General features: G+C 67.7%; 15 protein-coding genes and 1 tRNA gene. 9 read left to right on the forward strand and 7 right to left on the reverse strand.

Annotated features, from left to right (window positions below; genetic code table 11):
- Window positions 1–89: 89 nt before the first annotated feature.
- A complete protein-coding gene (locus A6A40_RS21585; protein ID WP_108547893.1) occupies window positions 90–872 on the reverse strand; it encodes an NUDIX hydrolase in 783 nt (260 codons plus the stop codon).
- 200 nt (window positions 873–1,072) lie between these two features.
- Here A6A40_RS21585 and pyk point away from each other — a divergent pair, with 200 nt between their 5' ends.
- Window positions 1,073–2,539, forward strand: coding sequence for a pyruvate kinase (gene pyk, locus A6A40_RS21590; protein ID WP_108547894.1), 1,467 nt, complete (start codon window positions 1,073–1,075; stop codon window positions 2,537–2,539).
- A 55-nt stretch (window positions 2,540–2,594) separates the two neighbouring features.
- On the opposite strand, the gene A6A40_RS21595 is transcribed toward pyk, so the two are convergent.
- Window positions 2,595–3,284: a GntR family transcriptional regulator gene (locus tag A6A40_RS21595; protein WP_108547895.1), complete on the reverse strand. Its 690-nt coding sequence runs from the start codon at window positions 3,282–3,284 to the stop codon at window positions 2,595–2,597.
- A gap of 162 nt (window positions 3,285–3,446) precedes the next feature.
- A complete protein-coding gene (locus tag A6A40_RS21600) occupies window positions 3,447–4,088 on the reverse strand; it encodes a thiamine phosphate synthase (RefSeq protein WP_108547896.1) in 642 nt (213 codons plus the stop codon).
- Window positions 4,089–4,439: 351 nt separating this feature from the next.
- Between A6A40_RS21600 and oxlT the strand changes: the two genes are divergently transcribed.
- From oxlT to A6A40_RS21630, 6 genes are all read left to right on the forward strand, one after another.
- Window positions 4,440–5,741 carry an oxalate/formate MFS antiporter gene (gene oxlT, locus A6A40_RS21605; protein ID WP_108547897.1) on the forward strand — a complete coding sequence of 434 codons (1,302 nt, stop codon included), beginning with the start codon at window positions 4,440–4,442 and terminating at the stop codon, window positions 5,739–5,741.
- A 281-nt stretch (window positions 5,742–6,022) separates the two neighbouring features.
- Window positions 6,023–6,322 carry a cupin domain-containing protein gene (locus tag A6A40_RS21610; protein ID WP_108547898.1) on the forward strand — a complete coding sequence of 100 codons (300 nt, stop codon included), beginning with the start codon at window positions 6,023–6,025 and terminating at the stop codon, window positions 6,320–6,322.
- A gap of 468 nt (window positions 6,323–6,790) precedes the next feature.
- Entirely contained in the window at window positions 6,791–7,477 is a 687-nt protein-coding gene (locus A6A40_RS21615) for a DUF1826 domain-containing protein (RefSeq protein ID WP_108547899.1), read from the forward strand.
- Between the two features lie 113 nt (window positions 7,478–7,590).
- Window positions 7,591–8,361 carry a metal ABC transporter ATP-binding protein gene (locus A6A40_RS21620; protein WP_108547900.1) on the forward strand — a complete coding sequence of 257 codons (771 nt, stop codon included), beginning with the start codon at window positions 7,591–7,593 and terminating at the stop codon, window positions 8,359–8,361.
- Entirely contained in the window at window positions 8,358–9,242 is an 885-nt protein-coding gene (locus tag A6A40_RS21625) for a metal ABC transporter permease (RefSeq protein WP_108547901.1), read from the forward strand. Before A6A40_RS21620 ends, A6A40_RS21625 begins: the two co-directional genes overlap by 4 nt.
- Before the next feature lie 32 nt (window positions 9,243–9,274).
- Window positions 9,275–10,195, forward strand: a complete 921-nt coding sequence (locus tag A6A40_RS21630) for a metal ABC transporter substrate-binding protein (protein WP_108547902.1) — start codon at window positions 9,275–9,277, stop codon at window positions 10,193–10,195.
- Between the two features lie 207 nt (window positions 10,196–10,402).
- Here A6A40_RS21630 and A6A40_RS21635 read toward each other — a convergent pair.
- Window positions 10,403–10,495 (reverse strand) — tRNA-Ser (locus A6A40_RS21635).
- Window positions 10,496–10,792: 297 nt separating this feature from the next.
- On the opposite strand from A6A40_RS21635, the gene A6A40_RS21640 reads away from it, so the two are divergent.
- Window positions 10,793–11,029, forward strand: a complete 237-nt coding sequence (locus A6A40_RS21640) for a hypothetical protein (protein ID WP_108547903.1) — start codon at window positions 10,793–10,795, stop codon at window positions 11,027–11,029.
- A 39-nt stretch (window positions 11,030–11,068) separates the two neighbouring features.
- Here A6A40_RS21640 and A6A40_RS21645 read toward each other — a convergent pair whose 3' ends face one another.
- Both A6A40_RS21645 and gatB read right to left on the reverse strand, forming a co-directional pair.
- Window positions 11,069–12,817, reverse strand: coding sequence for a PAS domain-containing sensor histidine kinase (locus tag A6A40_RS21645; protein WP_108547904.1), 1,749 nt, complete (start codon window positions 12,815–12,817; stop codon window positions 11,069–11,071).
- Between the two features lie 164 nt (window positions 12,818–12,981).
- The gene (gene gatB, locus A6A40_RS21650) at window positions 12,982–14,433 is read right to left on the reverse strand and encodes an Asp-tRNA(Asn)/Glu-tRNA(Gln) amidotransferase subunit GatB (RefSeq protein WP_108547905.1); all 1,452 of its coding nucleotides are present in this window, start codon (window positions 14,431–14,433) and stop codon (window positions 12,982–12,984) included.
- A gap of 230 nt (window positions 14,434–14,663) precedes the next feature.
- Here gatB and A6A40_RS21655 point away from each other — a divergent pair, with 230 nt between their 5' ends.
- Window positions 14,664–15,374 carry an ATP-dependent Clp protease proteolytic subunit gene (locus A6A40_RS21655; protein WP_108547906.1) on the forward strand — a complete coding sequence of 237 codons (711 nt, stop codon included), beginning with the start codon at window positions 14,664–14,666 and terminating at the stop codon, window positions 15,372–15,374.
- Here A6A40_RS21655 and A6A40_RS21660 read toward each other — a convergent pair.
- On the reverse strand, window positions 15,355–16,611 hold the full coding sequence (locus tag A6A40_RS21660; RefSeq protein WP_108547907.1) for a diaminopropionate ammonia-lyase: 1,257 nt from the start codon (window positions 16,609–16,611) through the stop codon (window positions 15,355–15,357). The two genes, A6A40_RS21655 and A6A40_RS21660, sit on opposite strands and share 20 nt — an antisense overlap.
- Between the last annotated feature and the right edge of the window lie 76 nt (window positions 16,612–16,687).

Raw genomic sequence — 16,687 nt, forward strand, 5'->3', positions numbered from 1 at the left:
GAGGAGAGCTTCGTTGCGCGGATCGCATCGCACAACAGGACCATCGCGCAATTTTCACATCGCGGAAACCCGCCTAGCCTTGCCTTTTCTTACCCGAGCCTAACATGTTCGGCCGATGTCTCCAGTGGCAAAAAGCCGCATGCCGCCGGTATCCGCCAGACCGGACCGGCCGCAGTCTCAATCAAGAGTGGCAGTATCGGCGATGGCAACGCCTCACCGGTCGCCGCGCAGGCCAGCGCCGCCACCATGTCGGCACAGCCCGCCAGCCGCAGCAGCACCATCCGCGTGGCGAAGACAAGCCGCCGGCGCCCGGCCTTCTCCTCCGCCAGCAGACGGCACGGGGTGGCCCACAGCGAGCCGACCGCCTCGCCGCCGTCGCAGAACGGCTCCTGTCCGGGCGGGGCCGGGGCCAGGAAGAACAAAGTGTCGAAACGGCGCGGCAGCATTTCCGGTGTCACCCAGCGCGCCAGCGGCGCCATGCGTTCCAACGCCGGAGCCAGTCCCGCCTGTGCCAGCGCCGGCCCGAACCCCTTCCCCGCCGCCATCGCGGCGCGCAAGCCCGCAAGAGTTGCGGCTTGCGGTGGATCGCAGGACAGCAGAATTCCGCATTCCTCCACGCATTCCCGCACAGCGGCGACACGGTGGGCAAGATCGGCGCGCGCACCGGCGCCCGGCCAGTGTTCTCGCCAGGACGGATCATGGTCCGCCGCCTCCAGCCGGCCGCCGGGGAACACCGTGGCGCCGGGGGCGAAACGCAGGCCGGCATGCCGTTCAATCGCCAGCAGTTCCAGGCCTTCCGGCCCGTCGCGCAGCAGGATCAGGGTGGCGGCGGGATGGGGCGGAACGGGGGCATCGGGAGCGGTGTCGGACATGCCCCAGTGTCGCCGACCGGCCCTTCGCCTGTCCATGCGCGGCGGGAGGAAGCACTCTCACGATGCGGAATACAGGGCGGGCGGCGTTTGACCGTCCGGCCCATCCCTTCCAGCATCCCGCCATCACCGCCATTCAGCGCGTCATTATTCGCCAGTCCCGCCCCTCCATGCCGAGGGCCGGGCGGAGGAAGGCTGTCGTCATGCCGTTTCACCGCAGCACCAAGATCGTCGCCACGCTGGGGCCCGCCAGCTCGTCGGAAAGCCAGATCACCGCCCTGGCCCAGGCCGGCGTGAACGTCTTTCGCCTGAACGCCAGCCACGGCACCCAGGCCGAACATGCCGAGCGCTATGCCCGCATCCGTGCCGCCGAGGAGCGGCTGGGCCGGCCGATCGGCGTGCTGCTCGACCTCCAGGGGCCGAAGCTGCGCGTCGGGACCTTCGGCTTCGGGCCGGTCGATCTCGCCATCGGCGACCGCTTCCGTCTGGATCTCGACCGCCGGCCGGGCGACAGCCGCCGCGTCTGCCTGCCCCATGCCGAGGTGTTCGCCAGCCTGGAGCCGGGGCTGGACCTGCTGCTGAACGACGGGCGCATCCGGCTGCGCGTTCTGGACTGCGGTCCCGACTTCGCCGAGACGGAGGTGCTGGCCGGCGGCACCCTGTCCGACCGCAAGGGCGTCAATGTGCCGGGTGCCGCGCTGGCGCTCAGCGCCCTGTCGGAGAAGGACCGCAGCGACCTCGCCTTCGGGCTGGAACTGGGGGTGGACTGGATCGGCCTCAGCTTCGTCCAGCGGCCGGAGGACATCCTGGAGGCGCGCGAGCTGATCGGCGGGCGCGCCCATGTGATGACCAAGATCGAGAAGCCGGCGGCCCTGCCGACCCTCGACCGCATCATCGAGCTGTCCGACGCGGTGATGGTCGCGCGCGGCGATTTGGGTGTGGAACTGCCGCCGGAAGATGTGCCGGGCCTGCAGAAGCGGATGATCCGCCTCAGCCGCGCCATGGGCAAGCCGGTGATCGTTGCCACCCAGATGCTGGAATCCATGGTGTCGGAACCGACCCCGACCCGCGCCGAGGCGTCGGACGTCGCCAATGCCGTCTATGACGGGGCGGATGCGGTGATGCTGTCCGCCGAATCGGCCTCCGGCCGCTATCCGGTGGAGGCGGTGGCGATGATGGAGCGCATCGTCCGCCGGGTGGAGGGCGACCCGCTCTACCGCCGCATCATGGACGCCGACCACCCGAGCCCGGAGGCGACCGCCCCCGACGCGCTGACCGCCGCCGCCCGCCAGGTGGCGGAAACCATCAGCGCCGCCGCCATCGTCACCTACACCACCACCGGCTCGACCACGCTCCGCGCCTCGCGCGAGCGGCCGTCAGTGCCGATCCTCGGCCTCAGCGCACAGCATGCGACGGCGCGGCGGCTGTCGCTGGCCTGGGGCGTCCATGCCGTGCTGACCGACGACGTGGCGAACTTCACGGAAATGGTCGGCCGCGCGCTGGCGGCGGCGGCGGATGCCGGGATCGGCAAGCCGGGCCAGTCGCTGGTGGTCACCGCGGGCGTTCCGTTCGGCACGCCGGGCAAGACCAACGCCCTGCGCGTGGTGACGATAGACGGAGAGGATGCGCCGAAGGCGGAGGCCGAGCAGAGGGAGATGGTGGTGGCGTGAAGAGAAGCCGGCGCTCCAGGCCCCCTGCCCATCCCTCCCCCGCTTCGCGGGAANCTCACTCCAGAAAATCGCAATGCTTCTGCACATGCGCGGCCAGACCCATGGTGTGCTCGCGCACCAGCCGTTCGGCGAGGTCGGCGTTGCGTTCCTCCAGGGCCTTGATGATGGCGCGGTGGTCGTGGATCGAGCGTTCGGCCCGGTCCTCCTGGCCGATGGTCAGCTTGCGGATCGCCCGCATGTGAATGAACAGGTTGTCGGTGACGTCCTGGATCAGCTTCGACCCGCTCAGCTGGATGATGCTCTTGTGGAAGGCGATGTTGGCGTCGGAATATTCGCTGACATGGTCCTTCGGGCTGCGCTGCTCGAAGCTGCCGAACAGATCCCACAGCTTGTGGATCTCCGCCGCCGGGGCGTGCTCCGCGGCCATGCGGGCGGCCATGCTCTCCAGCGCCGCCCAGACCTGGATCATCTCGATGATCTCGATCTTGGTCTTGCGCACCACGAAGATGCCGCGGCGCGGCTGCAGGCGGATGAAGCCCTCCTGCTCCAGCAGGGTCAGCGCCTCGCGGATCGGGGTGCGGCTGACGCCGAGCTTGTCGCTGAGCTGCCGCTCGTCCAGCCGGATCTCGCGGTCGTGGTCGTAGATGTCCATCTCCGTGATCGCCTGCTTCAGCGCGTGATAGACCTGACTGCGGAAGGTCGTTCCGGTGTCGAGGGGCTGAACGTTGAGAGCGGGAACGGTCATGAAATGGATGTCCTTATGTCTCGCCGGCTGTAGCGGCGCACCCGGTCAGGCTCCGGCTGATCAGGCGCGGGCTCCGGTCCTTCGGTGTTTTCGTATCCTACATACCAGATGCTTGCAAGGCGCTGAAATGTCCAGGGGGGCGCGGCGGAAGCCCGCCTGATGTCAATCGGGGCGCGACGGCGCGGTTCCGCCCGCCGCCACCGCAAGCAGCGGACCCAGCGCCTGTGGATCGCGCATCGCCAGTCCCATCACCGCCACCCCGGCGGCACCGGCGGCAAGGCAGTCCGCCACCGCCTGCGCCCCGTCGATTCCCCCCAGCGCAACCACGGGCACTCCCCGCTCCGCCCATCTCCGCACCCCCAAGGTGCCGAGGCACGGCCCATAGCCCGGCTTGCTGACCGACGGGAAGATTGGCGACAGGGTGAGGTAATCGACCTGCCCGCGCACCCGCTCCACCAGATCGGCACCGTCCGAGTCGTGGCCCGACAGGCCGATCAACGCCGCCGGCCCCAGCAGGGCGCGCGCCGCCGCCGGGTCGGAGCCTGCCGGCAGATGCACCCCGTCCACCCCCGCCGCCGCCGCCAGCGCCGCGTCGCCGTGCAGGGTGATCCTGGCCCCCCAGGGCCGGGCCCGCCGGAGCAGCGCGCGGGCCAGAGCCAGACGCTCCGCATCGGCCAGGTCCTTGTCGCGCAAGGACAGCCAGCGCAAGCCTGACGCGAAGAGGCGGTCCGCCAACTCCGGCAGCGGCTGGGATGAGAGATGGCGGTCGGTGATCGCCAGCAGCGGCGGACCGGGCACGGGCATAGGTCCAACTCCTCCGATTCGGTCGAACACGGTCGCAAGGCATGGCCCCCCGGCGGTATCCCGGATCCAGAATGTTCCAGTCTGCGGGACACTCGACGGAATCCCTTGGACAAAAAGCGGATCGTCGCGGTGCGGAAAAATGCTTTGTATTGACACTGTTCGCTAAACTGATGATCGTTAAGGCGGGCATGGGGCATTTGGCATGCCAGCAATCATAAGTTGGACCAGAAGCCGCCCCATCCCATGGCCTTTTCCGGACCAGACACCAAAAAGCGCGCGGCAAAGCCACGAAAAAGCAAAAGGTCCGGACGTCCGAACAGAACTTGTCGGGTGGAAACGGGGAGGAAGCACATGGTGCGTGAGACGCACGGCAACACCGCTCAGGTCGCGCCCTGGGGCGGGCGCTGGGTGCAGTTGGCCATCGGCATCATCTGCATGTCGATGATCGCCAACCTGCAATATGGCTGGACCCTGTTCGTCGAGCCGATCGACGACAAGCATGGCTGGGGTCGCACCGCGATCCAGGTGGCCTTCACCATCTTCATCGTCACCGAAACCTGGCTGGTGCCGGTGGAGGGCTGGTTCGTCGACAAATTCGGACCCCGCATCGTCGTGCTGGTCGGCGGCGTGCTGTGCGCCCTGTCCTGGGCGCTGAACGCGGTGGCGGATTCGCTGACGCTGCTCTACCTCGCCGCGGTGATCGGCGGCATCGGCGCCGGCGGCGTCTATGGCACCTGCGTCGGCAACGCCCTGAAGTGGTTTCCCGACCGCCGCGGCCTCGCCGCCGGCCTGACCGCCGCCGGCTTCGGCGCCGGCTCCGCCCTCACCGTCGTGCCGATCGCCACCATGATCGAAACCTCGGGCTTCGAGCAGACCTTCCTGGTCTTCGGCCTCGGCCAGGGGCTGGTGATCCTGGTTCTGGCCTGGTTCCTGGCCGAGCCGCCGAGGACGGGCTACAGCCGCGGCACCGGCTCCGCCGAGCGCCGCCACTTCACCCCGCAGGAGATGCTGCGCACCCCCGTCTTCTGGATCATGTACGCCATGTTCACCATGGTCGCGGCCGGCGGGCTGATGGTCACGGCACAGCTGGGGCCGATCGCCGCCGACATGGGTCTGGTCGATGCGCCGGTCAGCATCCTGGGCCTGACCCTGCCGGCCCTGACCTTCGCCCTGTCCATCGACCGGGTGATGAACGGCATCACGCGGCCCTTCTTCGGCTGGGTTTCGGACCATATCGGCCGCGAGAACACCATGTTCATCGCCTTCGCCATCGAAGCGGCCGGCGTGATGGCCCTCAGCGCCTATGGCGCCGACCCGCTGGCCTTCGTCATCCTGACCGGCCTCGTCTTCTTCGCCTGGGGGGAGATCTTCAGCCTGTTCCCGGCCTGCTGCGGCGACACCTTCGGTTCGCGCTTTGCCGCGACGAATGCCGGCCTGCTCTACACCGCCAAGGGCACGGCGGCCCTGTTGATCCCCATCGGCAACCTGATGGTCGAGGCGACCGGCAGCTGGCAGACCGTCTTCTACAGCGTCGCGATCGTCAACGCGCTGGCCGCCTTCCTCGCCCTGTTCGTCCTGAAGCCGATGCGCAGCCGCTACATCGCCGCCGCCAGCCGCACGGCACCGCGCCTGACCACCCGGCTGGCCGACTGACCGGCAGGACAGGACATGCGAGGGACGCGCCCGCCCGTCGCGGGCGCGTCCTTCCGTCAATGCAGGGTCACCCGCCGCAGGATCAGCGCCAGCGGATGGCCCCCGATGAAACCCGGCCAATCCGCCTGCAGACCAGCCATGCCTATGGCAAAAGGATCCGCAAGGGATCGGTGAGGAAAGCGCCGCGGCGGGCACAGGTGCCGCTTGGCATTCATTCCGGCACTCCAAGGCTTTGCGTGCTACGCTCGCCGGACAGGTTCGAATGACGAGTGAGGAAAGTGATGAGCGCGCGTCCACAGGCCGTTTCGGAGACGCATGTCCAAAATCAACGCACCCGTGTCACCGAATGGCGTCTGACACCGGGAGCCGAGACCGGATCGCATGTCCATGGCTATGATTACGTGATCGTGCCGATCACCTCCGGTGCTTTCACCATCGTGGATCCGGACGGATCGGAGCGGCAGTTCCCCCTGGAGCCGGGACGGTCCTATTTTCGCAAGGCCGGCGTCAGCCACAACGTCATCAACAATGGCACCACGGACATTGTGTTCGTCGAGGTCGAGCTGCTCCAGGAAGGCTGAAGCCGGCGGATGGCTGTCGCGGGTCCCAGCGTCCGCGACGCCGCTCTGACCGTTCGGCAACGGTGAAGCGCCGCGGGTATCCCGGACGCCATCCGGCCGGTGTCAGGCCTCGGCATCGAGGGTATCGGTCCGAACAGCGCAGCGTCTCCGTATTGCCGCCGATCGCCGCCACGATCGAACTGAAAGCCGCCCACTGCAGGGCGAAACCCGCCTCATGATCGAACGCCGTCCGAACCGCGCGCCCGCTGACGTCACGGGGCGCAACGGGCCGATGTCTGTTTCATCCTGATGCCCCCCTCCTCAAGGACTGATACCAGCGGCTCTTGATCCTGACCTGTCGCGNCACCGTGGGTGGGCGCCGCCGGTGCCGCTTCCCGCCGAAGCGTGACCCGCGGCACAAAAGCGTGCTTGCCTGTTATGTTATGATATAACATAACTCTTCATCGCAGATGCCAGCCGCAGATCCCCATGAACCGCATGAGCAGCCTTCCCAACTCCCTGGTTCCCCTGACCACGCCCCATCCCCAGCGACCGCGAGCGGATGGTCATGTCGCCCTGGGCCGCACCTCCTGCGCACTGTCCGCAAGTCTCCGGTCCGACGTGACTCTTGCGGTCTGGCAACGCCGCCTGCCGGCCGGAATCGCCGCCCAATGCGCAAGATTGGGAGGTGCCGACCGTCCGTCCTTCCGTCTCGCCACCACGGCGGAGGATGTGGCCGAGGATCTGGCCGCGGCGCTTCCCTCCCGCTGGATCGAGGGACCGCTGCTCCGCGACATCGTCCGCCTGGTGCAGATCTACACCGACATCGTCGGATGCCCGGCGATCCGGCTGCGGCTCGACAGCGTGGCCGATGACGGTTGCCGCTTCTTCCATGTCGACCATGTCGGCCTGCGTCTGCTCTGCACCTACCAGGGAAGCGGAACGCATTGGCTGCCGGACGGGGCCGTCACCCGCTCCGCCCTGGGCCGGGGCGACAACGATGCCGTGCTGCCGGACCACCGCCGGGTCCGCGCGCTTCGTGCCGGTCACGTCGCGCTGCTGAAGGGCGAGGAGTGGCCCGGCAACCGGGGGCGCGGTCTCGTCCACCGCTCGCCGCCCGCCGACCCGTCCGGCGCACCGCGCCTACTGCTCTGCCTCGATCATGACGACCATTGACCGCCCCCGCTCGCCTTTGGCCGCCTCCGCACCGGCACGGGTCGCCGTGGCCAGCCTCCTGTGCGCCCTCCTCTGGCTGGCCGTCCTCTGGGCGCTGGACTGGACGATCTGACATGACGTTCTTCAATCCCGATGCGACGGCGCCGCCGCTCGTCCGCCTGACCGACCTTACCCTGGGATACCGGCGGCATCCGGCGGTCCACCACCTGAGCGGCGGCTTCCGGGACGGCTCGCTCACCGCCGTGGTCGGCCCGAACGGTGCGGGCAAGAGCACCTTGCTCAAGGCGATGGTCGGCGCCTTGCGCCCGCTCGACGGCCGGGTGACGCTGCACGGCCTGACCGCCGCCGACATTGCCTATCTGCCCCAGCAGGCCGAGATCGAACGCGATTTTCCCATCGACGTGCTCGACACCGTCCTGCTTGGACATTGGCGGCGGGTCGGGCTGTTCCGGTCCATCGGGCGTGGTCTGACGCGGCAAGCGGAGGAGGCGCTGGCCGCGGTCGGCCTGTCCGGCTTTGAAGGGCGCCCGATCGCCGCCCTGTCGGCCGGCCAGTTCCAGCGCGTGCTGTTCGCCCGCCTGCTGCTGCAGGATGCCCGCCTGATCCTGCTCGACGAGCCCTTTACCGCCATCGACGCCAGGACGACCGCCGATCTGCTCGATGTCGTGCGCCGCTGGCATGGCGAAAGACGCACCGTGGTCGCCGTGCTGCATGACCTGGAGCAGGTCCGCAGCCATTTTCCCGACACGCTTCTGCTGGCGCGCGAGCCGGTGGCCTGGGGCAGCACCGCCGATGCGCTGGCTCCCGCCAACCTCATCCGTGCCCGCGCCATGGCGGAATCCTGGGATGACAAGGCCGCCCTCTGCCGGAGGTCCGCGCCATGACCCTTTACGACTTCGCGGTCGGCCCCTTCCTGGAATTCGCCTTCATGCGCCGCGCGTTGGCCGCCTGCCTGGCCCTGTCTCTCGGCTGCGGACCGGTGGGGGTTCTTCTGGTGCTGCGGCGGATGAGCCTGATGGGCGACGCCATGTCCCATGCCGTGCTGCCCGGCGCCGCCATCGGCTTTCTCGCCGCCGGCCTGTCCTTGTCGGCGATGAGCATCGGCGGCTTTCTCGCCGGGCTGGCGGTGGCGCTGCTCGCCGGGCTGGTGTCGCGGGTCACCGCCTTGCGCGAGGATGCCAGTTTCGCCGCCTTCTACCTGATCTCGCTGGCCGGCGGCGTGCTGATCGTGTCGCTGCGCGGCAGCAACGTCGATCTGATGCATGTGCTGTTCGGCACCATCCTGGCGGTCGACGACGCCGGTCTGCTGCTGGTCGCCGGCATCGCGACCGTCACTCTGCCGACGCTGGCGCTGCTCTACCGCCCTCTTGTGGTGGAATGCTTCGACCCCGGCTTCCTGCGCACGACCGGCGGCACGGGAGGGCGGCTGGGCGCGCTGTGCCACCTGCTCTTCCTGGTGCTGGTCGTCCTCAACCTCGTCGGCGGCTTCCAGGCGCTCGGAACGCTGATGGCCGTGGGGCTGATGATGCTGCCGGCCGCCTCCGCCCGCTTCTGGGCCGAGGGGATCGCCACGCTGGCGTTGACCGCCATGGCGCTGGCCTTCGCGTCGGGCATCGGCGGGCTGCTGCTGTCCTTCCACCTGAATCTGCCGTCCGGACCGTCCATCGTCCTGGCCGCCGGGGCCGGCTATCTGCTGTCCCTGACGATGGGTCCGATCGGCAGCCTGCGCACACGCTGGTTTCCCGGCCGGCATCTGGAGGCCTGATGTCCATGGCCCCATCCAAGGAGAACTCCCCGATGAAACGCATATTCGCCGTTTCGCTGACGGCGGCGCTGGCGCTGCTCGCGCTTCCCGCGTTGGCCGAACCGGTGAAGGTGGTCGCCACCTTCACCATCCTCGGCGACATGGTCCGCCAGATCGGCGGCGACGAGGTCGCGGTGACGACCCTGGTCGGTCCCGACGGCGACGCCCATGTCTACGAGCCGACCCCCGCCGACGCCCGTGCGCTCGGGACCGCCAACCTCGTCGTCGTCAACGGCTTGGGAATGGAGGGCTGGATCGACCGGCTGGTCAAGGCGTCCGGCTACAAGGGGCAGGTCACCGTCACCAGCACCGGCGTCAAGCCAATCGCCGGCGAGGAGGAGCATGACGAGGCGGGGCACGAGGAGCATGGTCACGGCCACGCCCACGATCCGCATGCCTGGCAGTCGGTCGCCAACGCCAAGATCTACGCCGACAACATCCTGAAAGGGCTGGTCGCGGCGGCACCGGCCAAGGCCGACACCCTGCGGGCGAACCATGCCGCCTACAAGGCCAAGCTCGACGCGGTGGAGGCGGAGATCAAGGCGGCGCTGAAGCCGATCCCACGCAAGGACCGCAAGATCGTCACCTCGCACGACGCCTTCGGCTATTACGGCAAGGCCTACGGCGTCACCTTCCTCGCCCCCGTCGGCATGTCGACCGAAGCGGAAGCGTCGGCTGGCGACATCGCCAGGCTGATCCGCCAGATCAAGAAGGAGAAGATCAAGGCCGTCTTCGTCGAGACCATCGCCGACCCGCGTCTGCTGGATCAGATCGCACGGGAGACCGGTGCGCGCATCGGCGGCCGGGTCTATTCCGATGCGCTGTCGGCGGCGGACGGGCCGGCGGCGACCTACATCGACATGATGCGCCACAATCTAAGCCAGTTCACCAAGGCGCTGGCGCCCGCCTCCTGACGGCGTGCAGCGGAGCGGGGGCGCATCGCCCCCGTCCCATCGGGCTCAGTCGACCGGCGCCGCTTCCCGGCGCTGGTGTCAAAACCATCCAGGACCGTACGCAAACAGTCGCCCCAATCAGCGCGAATGTGTGGTGTATATTTTTTTGGGCGGAGTTAGAAGCTAGAGCGGATTTTACTGCAAAATCAACGCTCTAGCGAAATCTGGTGGCGGAGGGGATGGGATTCGAACCCACGATAGGGCTTTAAACCCTATGACGGTTTAGCAAACCGTTGCCTTCAGCCACTCGGCCACCCCTCCAGCCAGTGCGGCGTCCCGTGGGGCGCCGCTGGCGTGGGGAGGTTTCTAATGGCCAGCCGTACCCTTGTCAACGCTTACGGAAGCCGAAATACGCTTTTCCTCAAAAAACAAAAGGAAAGGATAAATCTGTGTAAAATTTTATGTACTTTTTAGCGGTCAGCGGTTACGATACAACCATGAGCAACAAAAAGCCTAACAGGAAGCCTGGGTGACGTTCAGCCCCGTCGTGCGAGGTCGTTTGCGAAAGGCACGCCCCACAGGACAGTGACGCCGCACCCAAATGCCGTGGAGGATTCGATGCCCCTGTCACGCCGCTGCGCCGAAACACTGATCGACCTCGTGGAGATCAAGCTGAGCTGCCTGGAAATCACCGACCGCGAAGACCAGCGGGAAAAAGAGCTGCTGCAGCGGTGCGTTCAGGAACTGAACGCCGAACTTCGCGGCGAGAACGGGGCGCTCGCCAACTTCGCAGCCCCCAAGCGCCGTGGCCGCCGGCCCAAGCATCTCCAGTTCCACGAACTGCACGTCGCCTGATCCGGCTCCGCTTCCGGTGTCGGCCCCCACGCCGCCGGATCAGGTCAGTGCCGGTTCCTCCGCCGGCGTCGGCTGGATCGCCGGTGCTTCGCGGGGCAGCAGGATGGTGAAGCGGGTCCCCTGCCCAGGCCAGGACTGAACGGACACCGTTCCGCCCAAAGGGCCGGTGACCGTGTTGAAGACGATGTGCAGGCCAAGGCCGGAACCGCCCTGCCCCCGCTTTGTGGTGAAGAAGGGGTCGAACACCTTCGACAGATGTTCCGGCGCGATGCCGGCGCCGTCGTCGATGAAGTCGATCCGCACCCGCTCGGTCCCATCCGGCTGCGCGGTGATCCGGATCGTACCGGCCGGCTTGTCACCCGTCCGGTCGCCGTCGCCATAGGCATGGACGACGGCGTTGATCACCAGATTGGTCAGCACCTGCCCCAAAGCGCCGGGGAAACTGTCCATCGTCAGTTCGTCGTCGCACTCCACCGCCACCTTCAGGTTGGTGCGCTTCAGCCGCGGGCGGAGCGAGAACAGCAGTTCACGGATGTAGCTGCCCAGTTCGAACACCCGCCGGTCGCCGGAAGACTGGTCGACCGCCACCTGCTTGAAGCTCTGCACCAGCGAAGCGGCCCGATCGATGTTGGCCATCAGCAGGCGGCTGCTCTCGCTCAACCCATCGAGGAACTCCAGGAACTCCGACCGGCGCAGGGTGTTGCCGGTGAAGCGGTCGCGCAGGATCTGCGCCTGTTCGCCGATGTGGCTGGCCGCCGTCAGGCCGATGCCGATGGGTGTGTTGATCTCATGCGCGACACCGGCCACCAGTTGGCCGAGCGAGGCCATCGTTTCGGCCTGGATCAGGCTTTCCTGTGCCTCGCGCAGGTCGGCCAGCGCCTGTTCCGCCGCTTCCCGCGCCTGGACCATCGCCGACTCGGCGGCCTTGCGGTCGGTGATGTCGTAAAGCCAGGTCAACAGAGCCGCTTCGCCGTCCAGTTCGATGCTGTTCCAGGAGGACAGGACCCAGACGATGCTGCCGTCGGGCCGGCGGAATCTGATCTCGGCATTGCGGAAGGGACCTTCGCGGTCGAATCTCGCGATCAGAGCTTCACGGTCGGCGGAATCGGCATAGAGATCGGCCACCGGGGTGCGCATCAGCTCGGTCCGGCCGCGGCCCATCAAGCGCACGGACTGGGCATTGCAGAACAGCCAGCGGCCATCGCGGGTGGTGACATTGACCGCGATGGGCGCCGCCTCCATGATCTTCAACAGCCGCTCCTCGCTGGCGCGCAACCGCTCCTCCTGCCGGCGGGCTTCGGTGATGTCGGTCATGATGCCGGCATAGCGCACCGCCCGGCCGGTCTCGTCGCGAAAGGCGCGCCCCTTGGCGGCAATCCACACCCAACCGCCGCCCTCGTGCCGCAGACGGTAGGAATAGGCGTAGCTGGTCGTCTCCCCCGCAAGATGGGAGGTGATGTGGGCCAGCACCCGCTCGCGGTCGTCCGCGTGCAGCCGCTTCTCCCAGAAATCCGGAGGCATCGGCGGCCGGACTCGATAGCCCAAAATCCGCGGGAAGGTGTCCGACCACCAGCAGGTGCCGGCCATCAGATCGGCATCCCACACGGCGGCCCCGGTCGCCTCCAGCGCCATCTCCAGCCGTTCGCCGATATCCGGTTCATGGATGGCCGACTTCGGCGCGGCGTTCCGGCGGGCGGCCCGGCGCCCGGCATAGAAGCCCAACAGCCCCCCCAGAAGACCGCCGGCGACAACACCCGCCAGCGCCACCATCTCCGGTTCTGCCGCCATGGAACCTCCGCCGTTTCCAGCACTGTGGCGATAATAACCAGGAAAATTCAACTGGGGCTTTGCCGCATCGCCGCACGGCGCCCAAGAAAAAAGCCTCTCCCGCGGGGAAGAGGCTTTCTTTCGGACAGTACGGCAATTGCGGTGCGCCGAACGGATGCGGCGGGCTACCCCTTCAGCTTCTTGGTCAGGATTTCATTGACCATCGCCGGGTTCGCCTTGCCCTGGGTGGCCTTCATCACCTGACCGACGAAGAAGCCGAACAGCTTGTCCTTGCCGCTGCGGAACTCCGTCACCTTGTCGGGGTTGGCCGCCAGCACGGCGTCGATGGACCCTTCGATGGCGCTGGTGTCGGTGACCTGCCGCAACCCCTTCTTCTCGACGATGTCGGCGGCCTTCTCGCCGGTCTCGAACATCGTCTCGAACACTTCCTTGGCGATGCGGCCGGAAATGGTGTTGTCGGCGATCAGGTCGATCAGGCCGCCGAGATTCTCGGCGGACACCGGGCTTTCCTCGATCTCCTTGCCGGCCTTGTTCAGATAGCCGAACAGCTCGCCGGTCACCCAGTTGGACGCCAGCTTCGGATCGCGGCCCTTGGCCACCGCCTCGAAATAGTCGGCCTTCGACTTCTCCGAGACCAGCACGCCGGCGTCATAGACCGACAGCTTGTAGTCTTCGATGAAGCGGGCCTTCTTGTCGTCCGGCAGCTCGGGCAGTGTCTTCTTGATGTCCTCCACCCACGCCGCGTCCAGTTCGAGCGGCAGCAGGTCGGGGTCGGGGAAATAGCGGTAGTCGTGCGCCTCTTCCTTCGACCGCATGGAACGGGTCACGAACTTCGTCGTGTCCCACAGCCGGGTCTCCTGGTCGATCTTGCCGCCTTCCTCGATGATCTCGATCTGGCGGCGCGCCTCATACTCGATGGCCTGCATGACGAAGCGGATCGAGTTGACGTTCTTGATCTCGCAACGGGTGCCGAAGGGGTCGCCGGGCTTGCGCACCGACACGTTGACGTCGCAGCGCATGGAGCCTTCCTCCATGTTGCCGTCGCAGGTGCCGAGATAGCGCAGGATGGAGCGCAGCTTGCGCACATAAGCGCCCGCCTCCTCCGAGCTGCGCATGTCGGGTTCCGACACGATCTCCATCAGCGCGACGCCCGACCGGTTCAGGTCAATGTAGGTCTTGGACGGGTGCTGGTCGTGCAGCGACTTGCCGGCGTCCTGCTCCAGGTGCAGGCGGGTGACACCGACGGTGCGGCTGGTGCCGTCCGGCAGGTCCAGCACGATCTCGCCCTTGCCGACGATCGGCTGCAGGAACTGGCTGATCTGATAGCCCTGCGGCAGGTCGGCATAGAAGTAGTTCTTGCGGTCGAAGACCGAGTGCAGGTTGATCTCGGCCTTCAGGCCCAGACCGGTGCGCACCGCCTGTTCGACGCAATATTCGTTGATGACGGGCAGCATGCCGGGGAACGCGGCGTCGACGAAGCTGACCTGGCTGTTCGGCGCGGCCCCGAATTCGGTGGCGGAGCCGGAGAACAGCTTCGCGTTCGAAATCACCTGGGCATGGACCTCAAGCCCGATCACCACTTCCCAATCGCCCGTTTCACCCTGGATGTACGACATCGTTCCGCTCTTCGACGTTCACGGCACGGGACGGGCCGCGGACCGCCGCGAAAACGGGCGCCCCGGCCATACCCTTGGAATCCTGTTTCTTCTAACGCCCTTTGCGCCCGCGCGCACGCTTTATCGCGCCGCATCCATTCTACCCCCAATGTGCGGCCCGCCACGGACGCTCCGTTAACCCTCGGGCAAGCTTTGCCCGCCACGCTGGAAGGGTGAGCGGGGAGGTGGTGATGTCGGTTCAGGCGCTGGGGCGGAAGATCGGGTTCGGTGTGGCCCTGGGCGGGCTGCTGCTGGTGGGCTCCGCGATCAGCCACGCCGCCTCGGAGCCGGCCGCCATCCGCCAGTCCAGCGTCTCCCTCATCCCGGTGACCGTCAACCCGGCCCCCGCAGCCCCGGCTTCCGCCGAATTCCCAGACGCCACCATGTCGCGCAACGACCAGGGCGACGCCACGATCCTGCGTCTGGACGGCATCATCACGCCCGGGGCGGAGCGCCGCTTCCTCGACGCGCTGCACGCCCTGCCCGCCCGCCGTCCGGTGGTGGTCGAACTGTCTAGCCCCGGCGGCTTCACGGCGGCAGGATACCGCATGATCGATGCGGTGCTGGCCGAGCGCCGGGGCGGGCGGGCGGTAGCCACTCTGGTACGCGACGGCGACTCCTGCGAAAGCATGTGCGTCGGCCTCTATCTGGCCGGCTATCCCCGCTACGCGGCCCCCCGTGCGGAGTTCATGGTGCATGCTCCCCGCATGGCGGAGAACGGCCGGATGACCATGCGCTCCACCCAGACGATGGTGCAGCGGCTGGTGTCGCTGGGCGTCTCCCCCGCCTGGATCCAGCGGGTGACGGCGGCCGGCGGCTTCTCCGGCGTCCGAGACTACCGCGAGACCGCCGACCGCCTGACCGCCGATGGCGCCAACATCGTCACCGACCTGCTGCGTTGATCGGGTCTTCGGCCACCATCTCCGGCGACCGGCCGACGATCCTTTCATAGACCGCGGGGTCGGTCGCCCCCTCGGTTCCGAACACCAGCACCCGTGCATCGGGCGCAAGGCCAAGCGCGAGCCGCACCTCCTCATGTGCCGCGGCGCAGAGCAGCCCGGCCAGCCCGGCGACGCCCGACTCGCCCGCCACGATCGGCCGGCCTCCATGCCTGCCTTCCGCCAGCTTCCGCATGGCGGTGACAGCCCCCTCGTCGGGGATGGTCAGGAAATCGTCGGCGCCGCGTTCCAGGATCGCCCAGGCCAGCAACGAGACCTCGCCGCAGGCCAGTCCGGCCATGACCGTTTGCAGGTCGCCCGACCGCACCGGACGGCCGGCGACGGCGCTCTGGTACAGGCAATCGGCATTGTGCGGCTCCACCACCACGAAACGCGGACGCTGGCGGCCCCAGCTCTCCCACAGATGGCCGCAGACGGCCGCGGGCAAGCCGCCGACACCGCCCTGGACGAAGACGTGGGTCGGCCGTTCGCTGGCGGGAAGCTGGGAGATCGCCTCCTCCACCATCACGGTATAGCCCTGCATCACGTCGCGCGGCACATCCATGTAGCCGGTGTAGGAGGTGTCGGAGACGACGAACCAGCCCTGCTCCGCCGCCTCGGCTGCGGCCCGGCGCACCGCGTCGTCGTACGATCCGTCGACCACCACCACTCTGGACCCGTACGCCTCGATGGCGGCGCGGCGGCCAGCCGAACAGGCGGCGGGCACGTACACCACGCAATTGCACCCGAACACCTGTGCTCCCCAAGCGACCGAACGACCGTGGTTTCCGTCGGTGGCGGTGGTCACGGTCAGCGTACGCGTAACGCGGGCATAGCGGCCCACGACGAGATCCAGCGCCGTCACCGGGACACCGGGCACCCGTGCCGTCACCTCCCGCGCCAGCAGCCGCAACACGGCATAGGCGCCACCCAGCGCCTTGAAGCTGCCCATCGCGAAGCGGGCGCTCTCGTCCTTGTACCAGAGACGGTCGATGCGCGCCTCCCGCGCCAGTCCGGGCAGGGAGCGCAGCGGGGTTGGCGCATAGCCGGGCCAGGCGCCGATCTCGGCCATCGCCTCCTCGAAGGCGGCTCGGCTGAGGATCGCGCGCTCCGACGGGCCGTAGACCCGTTCATGGTCGGCATTCGGATTGGAAAAATGACGCGGCAAACAGGAGGATGGGGAGACGGCGGTGTGGGGCATGGCTACGCTCTCCAGGCCGGCGACGCCGTCGGCGACGGCACTTCCCACGACCGCGGATAACGAGACCAAAAGCCAT

Origin of the sequence: Azospirillum humicireducens (assembly GCF_001639105.2) — a bacterium.
GTDB classification, from domain to species: Bacteria; Pseudomonadota; Alphaproteobacteria; order Azospirillales; family Azospirillaceae; genus Azospirillum; species Azospirillum humicireducens.

Bases quoted from the DNA above. Each gene is read 5' to 3' on its own strand.
- A6A40_RS21585 (WP_108547893.1), bottom strand. From the start codon at position 872: ATGTCCGACACCGCTCCCGATGCCCCCGTTCCGCCCCATCCCGCCGCC.
- pyk (WP_108547894.1), top strand. From the start codon at position 1,073: ATGCCGTTTCACCGCAGCACCAAGATCGTCGCCACGCTGGGGCCCGCC.
- A6A40_RS21595 (WP_108547895.1), bottom strand. From the start codon at position 3,284: ATGACCGTTCCCGCTCTCAACGTTCAGCCCCTCGACACCGGAACGACC.
- A6A40_RS21600 (WP_108547896.1), bottom strand. From the start codon at position 4,088: ATGCCCGTGCCCGGTCCGCCGCTGCTGGCGATCACCGACCGCCATCTC.
- oxlT (WP_108547897.1), top strand. From the start codon at position 4,440: ATGGTGCGTGAGACGCACGGCAACACCGCTCAGGTCGCGCCCTGGGGC.
- A6A40_RS21610 (WP_108547898.1), top strand. From the start codon at position 6,023: ATGAGCGCGCGTCCACAGGCCGTTTCGGAGACGCATGTCCAAAATCAA.
- A6A40_RS21615 (WP_108547899.1), top strand. From the start codon at position 6,791: ATGAACCGCATGAGCAGCCTTCCCAACTCCCTGGTTCCCCTGACCACG.
- A6A40_RS21620 (WP_108547900.1), top strand. From the start codon at position 7,591: ATGACGTTCTTCAATCCCGATGCGACGGCGCCGCCGCTCGTCCGCCTG.
- A6A40_RS21625 (WP_108547901.1), top strand. From the start codon at position 8,358: ATGACCCTTTACGACTTCGCGGTCGGCCCCTTCCTGGAATTCGCCTTC.
- A6A40_RS21630 (WP_108547902.1), top strand. From the start codon at position 9,275: ATGAAACGCATATTCGCCGTTTCGCTGACGGCGGCGCTGGCGCTGCTC.
- A6A40_RS21640 (WP_108547903.1), top strand. From the start codon at position 10,793: ATGCCCCTGTCACGCCGCTGCGCCGAAACACTGATCGACCTCGTGGAG.
- A6A40_RS21645 (WP_108547904.1), bottom strand. From the start codon at position 12,817: ATGGCGGCAGAACCGGAGATGGTGGCGCTGGCGGGTGTTGTCGCCGGC.
- gatB (WP_108547905.1), bottom strand. From the start codon at position 14,433: ATGTCGTACATCCAGGGTGAAACGGGCGATTGGGAAGTGGTGATCGGG.
- A6A40_RS21655 (WP_108547906.1), top strand. From the start codon at position 14,664: ATGTCGGTTCAGGCGCTGGGGCGGAAGATCGGGTTCGGTGTGGCCCTG.
- A6A40_RS21660 (WP_108547907.1), bottom strand. From the start codon at position 16,611: ATGCCCCACACCGCCGTCTCCCCATCCTCCTGTTTGCCGCGTCATTTT.